General features: G+C 56.9%; 9 protein-coding genes. 3 read left to right on the plus strand and 6 right to left on the minus strand.

Annotated elements, in window-relative coordinates; translation table 11 throughout:
- The 3 genes from B4U49_RS03580 to pta form a co-directional block, all read left to right on the plus strand.
- A partial coding sequence (locus B4U49_RS03580; protein WP_193432805.1) for a glycoside hydrolase family 9 protein occupies positions 1 to 1319 on the plus strand: 1319 nt, incomplete at its 5' end.
- A gap of 171 nt (positions 1320 to 1490) precedes the next feature.
- Positions 1491 to 2726: an acetate kinase gene (locus B4U49_RS03585; RefSeq protein ID WP_078083207.1), complete on the plus strand. Its 1236-nt coding sequence runs from the start codon at positions 1491 to 1493 to the stop codon at positions 2724 to 2726.
- Positions 2727 to 2729: 3 nt separating this feature from the next.
- Entirely contained in the window at positions 2730 to 4868 is a 2139-nt protein-coding gene (pta, locus tag B4U49_RS03590) for a phosphate acetyltransferase (protein WP_078083208.1), read from the plus strand.
- Positions 4869 to 4878: 10 nt separating this feature from the next.
- Here pta and B4U49_RS03595 read toward each other — a convergent pair whose 3' ends face one another.
- From B4U49_RS03595 to B4U49_RS03620, 6 genes are all read right to left on the minus strand, one after another.
- Positions 4879 to 7107 carry an acetyl-CoA hydrolase/transferase C-terminal domain-containing protein gene (locus B4U49_RS03595; RefSeq protein ID WP_078083209.1) on the minus strand — a complete coding sequence of 743 codons (2229 nt, stop codon included), beginning with the start codon at positions 7105 to 7107 and terminating at the stop codon, positions 4879 to 4881.
- Positions 7108 to 7193: 86 nt separating this feature from the next.
- Positions 7194 to 9446 (minus strand): acyl-CoA dehydrogenase, encoded by a 2253-nt coding sequence (locus tag B4U49_RS03600; RefSeq protein ID WP_078083210.1) that lies wholly within the window; start codon positions 9444 to 9446, stop codon positions 7194 to 7196.
- Between the two features lie 122 nt (positions 9447 to 9568).
- Entirely contained in the window at positions 9569 to 10411 is an 843-nt protein-coding gene (locus B4U49_RS03605; RefSeq protein ID WP_078083211.1) for an SMR family transporter, read from the minus strand.
- 1 nt (position 10412) lies between these two features.
- Positions 10413 to 10901 carry a ribonuclease E activity regulator RraA gene (gene rraA, locus B4U49_RS03610; RefSeq protein WP_078083212.1) on the minus strand — a complete coding sequence of 163 codons (489 nt, stop codon included), beginning with the start codon at positions 10899 to 10901 and terminating at the stop codon, positions 10413 to 10415.
- Positions 10902 to 11074: 173 nt separating this feature from the next.
- Positions 11075 to 11605, minus strand: a complete 531-nt coding sequence (locus tag B4U49_RS03615; protein WP_078083213.1) for a L,D-transpeptidase — start codon at positions 11603 to 11605, stop codon at positions 11075 to 11077.
- 588 nt (positions 11606 to 12193) lie between these two features.
- A partial coding sequence (locus tag B4U49_RS03620) for a putative PEP-binding protein (protein WP_338036819.1) occupies positions 12194 to 12775 on the minus strand: 582 nt, incomplete at its 5' end.

The following is a 12775-nucleotide window of genomic DNA, read 5'->3' on the forward strand; positions in this document are numbered from 1 at the left end:
GTGGCTGGTACGACGCCGGTGACTACAACAAGTACACCAACTGGCACGCGGATTACCTGATAGCGCTCCTCAACAGCTACCGGGAAAATCCCGCTGTGTGGACAGACGATTTAAATCTGCCCGAATCCGGTAACGGTATTCCCGACCTGCTCGACGAAGTGAAATGGGGTATGGACTGGCTGGTGAGGATGCAAGAAAGCAATGGCTCGGTACTGTCGGTGATGGGCCTTGCCCACGCGAGCCCGCCCTCCTCGGCGACCGGTGCCAGTACCTATGGCCCGGCAACGACCGCGGCCAGCTACAGCAGCGCCGCGGCATTCGCACTGGGCAGCCAGGTCCTGGGTCAGATTACCGGCCTGGAATCCTATGCAGCCAATCTCAGCGATCGCGCAGAGTCTGCATGGCAGTGGGCCCAGGCGAACCCGTCTGTAACCTTCCGCAACTCCGATAATGGCGTCGCCGCCGGGGAACAGGAGGTGGACGACTACGGGCGTTTCGCCAAAAGTCTTATCGCTGCCATCCACCTGTATCGCGCAACCGGCAAGGCGGAATACCGCAGCTTCGTCGAAAGCAATTACCAGGCCGCACACCTCATGGAATGGAGCTGGGTATCAATCTGGGAAGTGGAGATCCAGCACGCGCTGCTGTATTTCGCATCACTGGATGGGATCTCTGCACAAGTGGCGACCAATATTCGCGACACCTACGCGGCGGGCATGAATGGCGATGATAACTGGCCAGCAGTAGACGGTAATGCGGACGCCTATCGCGCATCGATTCCCCAATATACCTGGGGCAGTAACCGCAGCCAGGCCCACCAGGGCAACCTGTTCCTGGATCAACTGCAGTACGACGCCGGTGCCCCGGCCGCCGATAGTGTGCGCAATGCCGCGTTGCGCCACGTGAACTACCTGCACGGCGTAAACCCCCAGGGCAAGGTGTACCTGTCCAATATGGGGGAATACGGTGCGGAAAACTCAGTGGACAGTTTCTACCACAGCTGGTTTGCGGACGGCAGCGCGCAATGGGATTCGGTGACCGAGTCTTCCTACGGCCCCGCGCCGGGGTTCCTGGTGGGTGGCCCCAACCCCAGTTACGACTGGGATGCCTGCTGCCCTAACAGCTGCGGAAGCCCGGAAAACAACGCCCGCTGCGGACTGGCACCGCCGGCTCCGCCATACGGACAGCCCGCACAGAAATCCTTCCTGGACTTCAATACCAGCTGGCCGCTGAACTCCTGGGCAGTAACCGAGAACCACAATATGTATCAGGTCGCGTATATCCGCTTGCTGTCCAAGTTCGTACCCGCCAGCAATTGATAGACACTGTACAGCGATCTTTCCGAGGGGCCGGTTCTGGCCCCTCCTGCACCCACAGCCTTTTGAACTCTTCAGACTGCCAACTTCCAGCCACACAGGTCCCACGAAGCCGAGAAATGGCGCAGTTTTGGACTAGGCTTATGGCAAGCCTGCAATGAAGCTGTCGCATCTATGTCCTCCTCCAGCCAAGTACTTGTCCTCAACTGCGGAAGCTCCTCGCTGAAATTTGCCGTGATCGACCCACACAGCGGCTGCCTCTCCCTGAGCGGTATCGGCGAGTCCCTCGGGCAGCGTGAAGCGTCAGTCAGCTGGAAGTGCGGCGGTGAGCGGCAATCTGCCATCCTGCCTGCCAACGCCCGCCACACCGAAGTGATCCGGTTTCTGGTGGATGAAGTACTCAGCCAGCACGACAAATTGCGCGATCAGCTGGTGGCGATCGGGCATCGTGTAGTACATGGCGGCGAGAAATTCTCCCATTCGGTCCTCGTGGACGATGCGGTACTGAACGCGATCCAGGAATGTGTGGCACTGGCACCGCTACACAATCCCGCACACCTGCAGGGTATTGAAGCGGCCTCGGCCGCGTTTCCGGATTTGCCTCAGGTAGCAGTTTTCGATACGGCATTTCACCAGTCGATGCCACGACAGGCGTATATCTATGCCCTGCCCTATACGCTGTACCGCGATCACGGTATCCGCCGATACGGCATGCACGGCACCAGCCACCGATTTGTCACCGAGCGCGCGGCAGAGTTGCTCAACTTGCCGGTAAACGAGGTGAACATCATCTCGGCGCACCTGGGCAACGGTGCCTCCATCACCGCCGTTCACAATGGGCGCAGCGTCGACACGAGTATGGGACTGACGCCGCTCGAAGGGCTGGTCATGGGCACCCGCAGTGGCGATGTCGATCCAGGCTTGCTGATGCACCTGGGCAGCCGCATGGACTACTGCCTAAAAGAAATTAACGACCTGCTCAACAAGAAAAGCGGCCTGCTGGGAATCTCCGAGCTCAGCAATGACTGCCGCACACTGGAACAGGCGGCGACTGATGGCCACGATGGCGCGCAACTGGCACTGGATATTTTCTGTTACCGGCTGGCCAAATATATCGGGGCTTACCACGCGGTTTTACCGCAAGTGGATGCACTGGTGTTTACCGGCGGTATTGGCGAAAACTCCAGTCTGGTGCGCCAGAAGGTAATACAACAGCTGCGCGGACTCGGCTACGCCGTCGATGACGAGAAAAATATCCGTGCAAGGTTTGGTGAAGAGGGGCCGATCAATACAGACCAATCAGCGGTGACCCTGGTAATCCCCACCAACGAAGAGTGGGTCATTGCCCGCGATGCCGCGGAACTGGTACCACCGGACACCCCGAATCACGACCCCAGCTCGAGGGAATGACCCATGTCTCGCACAATCATGCTGGTGCCCATCAGTGATGGTGTCGGTATCACGTCGGTTAGCCTGGGTACCCTGCGTGCACTAGAACGCAATGGGGTGAGTGTCAGCTTTTACAAGCCTATCTCGGAAACCGTACACCACGAGAAAAATCGCGATCGCAGCAACGAGATACTGCGCCGCGCCTCCAATCTCAAGGTGCCGGAATCCTTCACCATGCACCACGCCGAGCTGATGATCGGCCGGGATGATCTGTCCGGCCTGCTGGAAGATATTCTGGCCCGCTTCCGCGAAGGTGCAAACAAAACCGACGTGGCCATTGTCGAGGGCCTGGTGCCAAATACAGAAAACCAGTTTGCGAGTCAGCTGAATCTGCAGATCGCCAAAACCCTGGATGCGGAAATCGTACTGGTGGTTTGCCCGAATCTGGATTCTACACAGCAATTGAAAGACCGACTGGAAGTCGCACTGTCGACCTTCGGCGGCGCGCAATCCGGTCGCGTGGTGGGTTGCATCGTCAATAAAGTTGGAGCGCCCTCGTATGTGCCGGAGGCACCCGGAGCAGATATCACCGGTGTGTTCGAAGGGACCGGCATGCGTCGCGGTAACCTCGAAATCCTCTCCCTTTTCGGCAAGAGCCCGCTGCCTATCATCGGCTGTATCCCCTGGAACCCGAACCTGGTGGCGCCGCGGGCGAAAGACCTGGCAGATCATTTTCAGGCAGAGGTAATCAACTATGGCGAGCTCGACACCCGGCGGCTGCACAGCGTGACATTTTGCTCGCGCTCCCTGGGCAATATGATTTACCGGTTTGAGCCCGGATCGATGCTGGTGACTTCGGGTGATCGCCCGGATGTGATTGTCGCTGCATGCCTGGCAGCAATGAACGGGGTAAAAATCGGCTGCCTGTTGCTTACCGGTGGTTTCTACATCGAACCCATGGTGCGGAAGCTGTGCGCGCCGGCCATGGAAACCGGGTTGCCGGTCATCCTGGTAAACACCAATACCTGGCAGACCGCCCTGCAACTGCAAACGTTCAATATGGAAACCCCTACCGACGATGTAGACCGAATTGAAAAGGTGCAGGATTTTATCGCCGGCCACCTGGACAACCACTGGGTGGAATCCCTCGGCAGTGAATCCAATCGCCCGAAACGTTTGTCGCCACCGGCCTTCCGCTTTCATCTCACCGAGCTCGCACGCCGTGCCAACAAGCGTATTGTATTGCCGGAGGGGGACGAACCGCGCACGGTCAAGGCGGCACTGGCATGCGCCGAGCGCGGTATTGCGCGGCCAGTATTGTTGGGCGACCCCAAGGAAATTCATCGCGTGGCGGAGCAACAAGGCCTCGCTTTGAGTGACAAGGTGGAGATAGTCGACCCCAAAAGTGCGCGCAAGAAATACGTCGAGCCCATGGTACAACTGCGTAAAAACAAGGGGCTGACCGAGATCGTCGCCAAAGAGCAACTGCAAGATAATGTGGTACTCGGCACCATGATGCTTGCGGAAGATGAAGTTGACGGACTGGTCTCCGGTGCCGTTCACACCACCGCCAACACTATCCGCCCGGCTCTGCAGCTCATCAAGACAGCACCCGGCGCCAGCCTTGTGTCCTCGGTATTTTTCATGCTGCTGCCAGACCAGGTGCTGGTCTACGGTGACTGCGCCATCAATCCCGATCCCAATGCAGAGGAACTTGCAGATATCGCCATCCAGTCCGCGGACTCCGCCGCGGCCTTTGGCATCGAACCGCGGGTAGCCATGATCAGCTATTCCACAGGTAGCTCAGGCACAGGCCTGGATGTCGATAAAGTGCGGGAAGCCACGCTTATCGCGCAGGAAAAGCGACCAGACCTGGTAATAGATGGCCCCCTGCAATACGACGCGGCGATCATGGAAAACGTGGCCAAGAAAAAAGCCCCCGATAGCCCGGTGGCAGGACGTGCTACGGTGTTTATTTTTCCGGACTTGAACACCGGCAACACTACTTACAAGGCGGTGCAGCGCAGCGCGGATTTGATCAGCATCGGGCCGATGCTGCAGGGAATGCGCAAACCGGTCAATGATCTTTCCCGCGGCGCACTGGTGGATGACATCATCTATACCATCGCGTTGACGGCAATTCAGGCAAGCCAGCTAAAGTAACACACCCGATTCACAGCGGGATATCCGGACGGTTCCCGTCGGCGTCGGCCACATTGCCGAGCGGTCGCTCCTTGTCCACAAAGCGGATCAGGGATCCGGCAACAACATAAGCCTCCAACCGATGCTCGAAGGTGTCCGTATATCCGAAGGCCATACGCTTCAGGCAGGCGTGCACTTCACGATACTCCGGCGCGTCACTTTTACACGCCACCAGCCCCTTGCGCAGAATCGGCCATAACTCCCAGATCTTGCGCCCCTCTTCCTTCACCGCTTTGAGTGCGATCGCCAGCTGGGCCTCTTCATAGGTCAGGTCGGTGCCCAGTGGATAATATGGCAGCAGCTTGAGTCGATGCCCTTGCGAGAAGATTGCCTTGATCCGCTCGGGCGTATTATTGGCAAACGCCTCGGGAATCTCGTAGGACGCTTCCACCTTGCCGGCATCCTTGGCCTTGTTCAGCAGCTCCTGCTGGAAACGGGAGTCGGTGATACACAACATGGCGGTGATCACATCGCGGTCAGATTTTCCCCGCAAGTCGGCCACCCCATACTCCGTTACCACCATATCCCGCAGATGCCGGGGAATGGTGCAATGTGGGTATTCCCACAGAATATTACTGCGAATGCGCCCGCCAATATGACGGGTACTGGCGAGGGCGATTACCGAGCGGCCACCGGGCAACTCGTGGGCCTGTGCCACGAAGTTATATTGACCGCCCACCCCGCTGATCACCCGACCGTCCTCCAACCCGTCGGAAATAACGGCGCCATTGAGCGTCACCATCATCGCCGAATTGACGAAACGTGCGTGCTGACGCTGGGCGATTTTCAACCCACGCCCCTTCTGCAACTCGTTGATGTAATCGATGGCAGTCATGTTGATACCGGCCATCTCGGGCTCCGGCATTTCACGCAATGCGTTGTACATGGCACTCGATCCCAGGTAGAAACCGCCGTGCAACCATTTTCCGCCCGATAGTTTTTTGCCTGCGCAAGTGCCGAGAAGCTTCTTGCGCCCAGTACTGCTGTGCAGATCGCAATCCTCGAGCTCACCGTGCTTATCGAGAAAGCGATGACCGCGCCAGCTGTAACTGGGATCCACGACACCCGCGCCCTGCAGAAATTCAGTATCGGCCTCGGTCAGAGGACACTGGATTCGGCTGGCGTCGTGCAGTGCGATCAACAGGTCCTCATCAACGATGTCGCCTATGCGTCCTGAGTTGAGCAGTTCCTGAATCGTCTTGTCCGCATATACCTGCCGCTTGAGCACACCGGCCTGCCTCAGATGCAGAAAGCCCTCCGGAACCATCTCGCTGGCCCCGTACAGCCCCCTGTCGAATACGCCGAGCTGTAACGGCTCTCGGTACAGCTCGCGCTCCTTGTCCTCATTCAGGGACTGCAGGATGTCCCGGTAATCCGGGTTTTCTCGCTGGCGCAGCCGCAATACATGGCAGATAGCATCGCCGAGTGCGCCGATACCGATCTGCAGGGTGCCACCATCTGCGACTACGCCCGCAATGTGAAATGCCAGCGCATAGTCTGTCAGTCTCACCGGAGGATTGGGCGCCGGAAAAATCTCCTGTGTGAAGGATTCTCCCTCCAGCAGAAAGTCGAACATTGCGCAATTGACGCGGGCATCGCCACCAACGAACGGAAGCCGGGGGTTCACCTCGCCGACCATAGTGATATGTCGGTATTTGCGCTCTTCCGCCAGTTTAAGCAATGGCAGTGTGAGGTCGGGATTGCTGCTCAGGCTGAGATCTGTACTGTCATCGTTGGCCGGTGCGACCATCTGCGCCACCACATTGACGCCGCGATCCAGCAAATCCCGCGGCACATGGGTGTAATTGGCACTGACATAACTCTGCTGTGCGGAAGCCACACCGAGAAAACTACCCGGCTGCATGAAGAACTCACACACTTCCACATTTGGCGGTAACAGTCCCTTGCGCCGCGCCTGGTTGTAGGCGAGATCCTGGTAGTCCGAGTAGAGACGGTCCAGCAGGGGCTGAACAAACCGGCGCTGCAACTCACTGCCGCCGGAAGGACGCTCCAGGGTAAGCGCGGTAAAAATAGTAAGGGAAATCTCCGGGTCCTGCTCGGCACGGGCATAAATAGCGTTGGCGAAGTGATTCGCCTTGCCGATGCCCAGCGGCAACCCGAGTACAATTCGCTTGCCCACCTTTTCCAACACGGCATCGACACACGCTTCCGCCGTATCGAATGTACCCGGTTTTGTCATTGCCTCTCGCTCCAGCTCCAAATGTCTGTAGTCGCGATTTTGTGGTGGCAATCAATCATTGCCCGCGGGCCGGCTCACCGGCCGGCCTATTGCAGCGTGTCTTCAGATCCCCGCTCCGCTGATGTACTGGGCAGCGACTCGAAGTGATCTACCTGAATCGCTTTGTTGACCAGCTCCGAGGTCACGCGAATTTTCTCGGCTTCCTCTTCCGAGATCAGCTTTTCAGACAGCGCCTGGCCGATGGCGTTGTCATTCAGTGCACGCAAGCCGCCCTTCTTCATTTTCTCACGAATCGTCTCGGTTTCATGGCTACTCAGGAAGGCCTGCTCGACGATATCAACACCATCACCAGAATTGCCGGGGAATACCCCCTTGGTCAGGCGATCCCGCGTTTCCGACGGCACCATGATCAGGTTGGCGCAGGCGCGCGCCTGACGATCTGAGGCGGCACGGATACTGTGCCCCCAGGGCATGGTGAGAAACTGCATCAACTGACCGACAAATCGAATCGGGAAGTTGTGGAACACCTCGATCAGACTGACTTCGATATTATGGAAGCCTGCCCGCATGGCAAACTCCAGGAGCGGGCGATCCTGCTGGGGACTGCCATCATCCTTGAAACGTTTCAGCGTGGAACTCATCAGGTAAAGCTCGCTGAGCACATCGCCAAGGCGCGCGGAAATCATTTCTTTGCGCTTCAGTTCACCACCCAGGGACAGCAGGGAAATCTCCGTAACCAGGGTCAAAACCGCGGAATAACGGTTCATCTGGCGGTAGTATTTTGCAGCCTCCCCTACCCCTCTGGGGCTGCTCGCGAAAAGGCCGCCGGTCCAACCATGGAACATCGCGCGACAGAAGGTTTTCAGCTGGAAAAGCGCGTGTTTGGGCAACAGCGCGTCTAGCTCTTTAACTCCCTGACCCTTGTCCGGATTGGTGGCGGCCTCCATTTCCTGCAGCAGGTAGGGGTGACAACGGATTGCGCCCTGACCGAAGATCATCAGGCTGCGCGTGAGAATATTGGCCCCCTCCACCGTAATCGCCACCGGTACCGCGCGATACACATTGCCCAGATAGTTGAGTGGTCCATCGATGATTGCCTTGCCCGCATGGATATCCATGGCATCGTTGACCGCCTGGCGCAGGCCAAATGTAGCGTGTGCCTTCATGATCGCTGATACCACCGCAGGCTTGAGTCCCTTGTCCAATGCACGGGTGGTGGTTTTGTGGGCGGAATCGAGCACATAGGCAATCGAGGCAATTTCCGCGAGACGGCGCTGCACCCCCTCGAACTTTCCGATGGAAATCCCGAACTGTTCACGGATATGTGCGTACGCGCCGGTGGTGCGCGCGGCAAGCTTGGCACCGCCGGTAGATAGGGACGGTAGAGAAATACCGCGCCCCGCGGCCAGCGCACTCATCAGCATATGCCAGCCGTGTCCGATATTTTCCTGGCCGCCGATAATCCAGTCCATCGGCATGAAGACGTCTTTGCCCCAGTTGGGGCCGTTCATAAATGCCTGCATGGCGGGTATGTGCCGCTGACCGATGGTTACCCCCGGTGTGTCCGTGGGTACCAGGGCCACCGTAATACCCAGCTCCTCAGTGTCACCGAGGATATGGTCGGGGTCATAGAGCTTGAAGGCCAGTCCCAGCACGGTAGCCACGGGCCCGAGGGTGATGTAGCGCTTGTGCCAGTTGACGCGCATCCCCAGGGTTTTTTCGCCGTTGTACTCCTGATAACAGACCACCCCGCTGTCCACCATGGCAGCAGCATCGGAACCCGCTTCGGGACTGGTCAACCCGAAGCAGGGAATGTCCCGCCCATCCGCGAGGCGCGGCAGATAATACTTCTTTTGTTCGTCGGTGCCGTGGGCCATCAATAACTCACCCGGACCGAGCGAGTTGGGCACCATCACGGTTACTCCCACACTGGTACTGCGGGTGGAAATTTTGGTGACAATTTGGGCGTGTGCCGTCGGCGAGAATCCCAGTCCGCCAAACTCTTCGGGAATAATGATTCCGAAGAAGCGATTTTTCTTTAGGAACTCCCAGATCTCCGGCGAAATATCATGATCTTCGTAGGATATCTTCCAGTCATCCACCATCTGGCAGAGTTCTTCGACCGGACCATCGACAAATGCCTGCTCGGCTTCGGTAAGCTGCGGCGGACCCATATCCAGTAACTGATCCCAATCCGGCTTACCGGATAGCAACTGGGCATCCCACCAAACCTCACCGGCCTCCATTGCTTCCCGCTCGGTATCGGAGATGGGGGGCAGGACCTTTTTGATCCAATTCAACAATGGCGCGGTAATCCATTTCTGGCGCAGGCTACTCATTATTTATCCTTGTTGGCTAATGCTGTCTCTACTCGCGACGCAACAGGCGTCTTGTCTATACAGCCAGACTGATCAGAGTGGTTTGCCTGAAACTATAGGCAATAGGAAGCAAACGTTGGTGTTCAGGCGAATGCCAGAGTGCCAATGCCGCAGAAAATTATCAATGCAGCGACGATACGCTGCCGGGAAAAGCGCTCATTGAGCAACACGACGGAAATGATGGAGGCAAACAGGATACTTACTTCGCGGGTGGCGGCCACCGCCGCTACAGGCATCATTGATGTCGCCCACAGCGCGATGCCAAACCCGCCGGTGGCCAGCATTCCCGACAGGGAACTGCGCAAAAAATTGGCGCGCGCAAATGCGAATCCCTTGAGCGGCCGTGTCAGGAACACAGCGAGAATGATTCCGCCACCAGACAGAATCTCCAGCCATGCCACATAGCTCAACGGGTTGGCAACACTGCGTACTCCGGCGGCGCCGATCGTGGTGTAGCCTGTGATTGCGATTCCCGTACCCACCGAGTAAAGAATACCCAGCCGCCCTACCTTCAGCTCTTTCATAACCAGGGCAAAAATTCCGCACGTGACCAGCAAGATGCCCGTCAACTGCAGGGGCTGCAGGGACTCGTCGAGAAATAGAAGCGCGGCAGTGGCGACCATCAGTGGCGTGATTCCACGGGCTATCGGGTAAGCGGTACCGTAATCCAGGGCTTTATAGGACCTGGCCAGCAGGAAAAAGTAGAGGTACTGGAAAAAAGCGCCACCCAGTAAAAACCCGAGCGCCGCCTTACCGGGCAGCGGCAATTGGGTCGCAAGGGCGGCTCCTACGAGCAGGCCGACACTGCGTATCATTGCCAGCTGCAGGAAACCTTCTTCACTGTGTTTGACCACCGCATTCCATACGGCGTGCGCAAGCGCAGACAGCAAGACCAGCGCAAAAAGGAACGTTTCGGATATGACCAATTTACATAAGCGATTGGGGAGAAACTATCACACCGTTATTATCGGCGTACAAATACTCTCCAGGATTAAAGGTAACGCCGCCGAAAGTCACTGCGATATCGCGTTCCCCGATCCCTTTCTTTTCGGTCTTCATGGGATGACTTCCGAGCGCCTGTACTCCTAACTCTAGCTCAGAAATCGCATCCACATCGCGGATGCACCCGTACATAAGTATGCCGGCCCAGCCATTGGCAGCGGCTTTTTCCGCCAGCATGTCGCCCAGGCAAGCACGCCGCATGGAACCGCCCGCATCGACGACCAGTACCTTGCCCTCCCCCGGCTCAGCCACCAGCTCACGTACCAGGGAGTTATCCTCGAAGCATTTTATGGTGACGATCTGCCCCCCAAATTGCTCGCGGCCGCCGTAGTTGACGAACATGGGTTCAACGACCTGTACCAGGGATTCGAACTCATCACAAAGATCCGGGGTAGAAATAGCGAGGGAAGTCATGGCGGGCTCCTGAGACTGTGTGGAATAAAATATGGCAGAGCAAGCGATGATAGCTGCCCACCACTACAGTCACAGCCCACCCACAAAAATACCGGGTATTATCCCAATGGATAGTACCCGGCAAATGGCTTGCCCCTATGCAAACTGCGGACAAGCGGGCTTGCCAACTGGCCTCAGTAGCTCACGGTGACGGGCATGCCAACGCGGGAGTACTGGAAGAATTTACGGGCCATATGCGGCGGCATTCTCACGCAGCCGTGTGAAGCGGGATAACGGGGGACATGGCCCGATGCGTGCATTCCGATACCGCCATTAAAACGGATATAGTGATTCATTTTTGCACCGCGGTAATAGGTGCCCGGAGGACGGCGATGCTTGCGGGTATCGACATCGGCTTTCACGACACGACCCGTGCTGCGGTCGACAAAACTACCGTAAATACTGGAGCGGTGATTCGGCCGCTTGGCCAGTACACGGAATTTCCCGGGACTGGTGCGGAAGCCCTGCTTACCGGATGACACCAGAGACACCCCTACGAGACGACCGCCTTTGTAAAAATAGGCTTTTTGTTCAGACAGGTTGATACGTATCGAGGGAGATCCAGAAGAGTTCATCGCCGCCTGATCATCGAACCAGTTGGCACCGGTATGGGCATCGGCGATAGATGGCCAGAGAGTACCAAAGAGCAACGCAGCAAACAGCATCAAGACACCAGTAAGGCTTTGGCTGACGGATGGCGCTGTGTTTACAACCGCCTCTCGAAGTGGTGATTCGCCACAATATCTCCGCTGCCCGGGGCAATCGGACAAGCGACTGGTTCGCGTGGATGACAGACTCGTTTGCATAGCGGCACCTCAATCAGTACATCAATCAGATCCGTTTTTTAAAACCGGATTTCCAGAAGCCTATAGGGAAGCTTTTGAGAACCCGGCTCCTCCGAAACGCATTTCCGGAGATGCCCCCGAAACCCATCCGGAACTCGGGGTGCATGTTCGATTCTATTGACCGGACGATGGGTGCTTAGATTGATTTATATGGGGAGGTGGCACTTTTATGGAAAATGGCAATCGTCTTAATGTGCCTGCCACGAACTCACAAGATTGTGGCTGCATGGCCGGCGATGATGCGTTCGCCGATATTGTGTGATGAATAGAAAAATATTTCTGCTACCCGCACAAAAAAAGCGACCAAATTGGTCGCTTTTTTCGAAGTCAAGGCACACTATACAAAAATCATACTTGTTGTGCGGTATGGTGTGTAATTTGGCCGCGCCTTGCTTTTTTTTCTTTGCTTCACACTTTCTGATTGGCGAGGTACAACCAGGTATCCACAGCGGTGTCCGGGTTTAGGGAAACACTATCTATCCCCTCCTCCATCAGCCACTGGGCAAAATCTTTGTGATCGGAAGGGCCCTGGCCACAAATACCCACGTATTTTCCTGCCTTTTTACACGCCTGAATGGCACGGGAAAGGAGGATTTTTACCGCCGGATCCCGCTCATCAAACAGGTCCGCCACCAAGCCGGAATCCCGATCCAGCCCCAGGGTCAACTGGGTCAGGTCATTGGAACCGATTGAGAAGCCATCGAAGTACTGCAGGAATTCGTCTGCCAACAAGGCATTGGAAGGCAGCTCACACATCATGATGACTTTGAGCCCGTTTTCACCGCGCTTGAGGCCGTTCTGCTCCAATAGTTCTACGACCTGACGCGCTTCGTCCGGGGTGCGCACGAAGGGCACCATGATCTCCACATTGGTGAGACCCATTTCGTCGCGAACTTTTTTCAACGCCTTGCACTCGAGGGCAAAACACTGGCGGAAGTCTTTGGAACGATAGCGGGCAGCGCCGCGGAAACCGAGCATCGGGTTTTCTTC

The sequence above is a fragment of the Microbulbifer mangrovi genome (assembly GCF_002009015.1).
GTDB classification, from domain to species: Bacteria; Pseudomonadota; Gammaproteobacteria; order Pseudomonadales; family Cellvibrionaceae; genus Microbulbifer; species Microbulbifer mangrovi.

Coding starts and splice junctions, on each gene's coding strand:
- pta (WP_078083208.1), top strand. CDS start 2,730: ATGTCTCGCACAATCATGCTGGTGCCCATCAGTGATGGTGTCGGTATC.
- B4U49_RS03595 (WP_078083209.1), bottom strand. CDS start 7,107: ATGACAAAACCGGGTACATTCGATACGGCGGAAGCGTGTGTCGATGCC.
- B4U49_RS03585 (WP_078083207.1), top strand. CDS start 1,491: ATGTCCTCCTCCAGCCAAGTACTTGTCCTCAACTGCGGAAGCTCCTCG.
- rraA (WP_078083212.1), bottom strand. CDS start 10,901: ATGACTTCCCTCGCTATTTCTACCCCGGATCTTTGTGATGAGTTCGAA.
- B4U49_RS03600 (WP_078083210.1), bottom strand. CDS start 9,446: ATGAGTAGCCTGCGCCAGAAATGGATTACCGCGCCATTGTTGAATTGG.
- B4U49_RS03615 (WP_078083213.1), bottom strand. CDS start 11,605: ATGCTGTTTGCTGCGTTGCTCTTTGGTACTCTCTGGCCATCTATCGCC.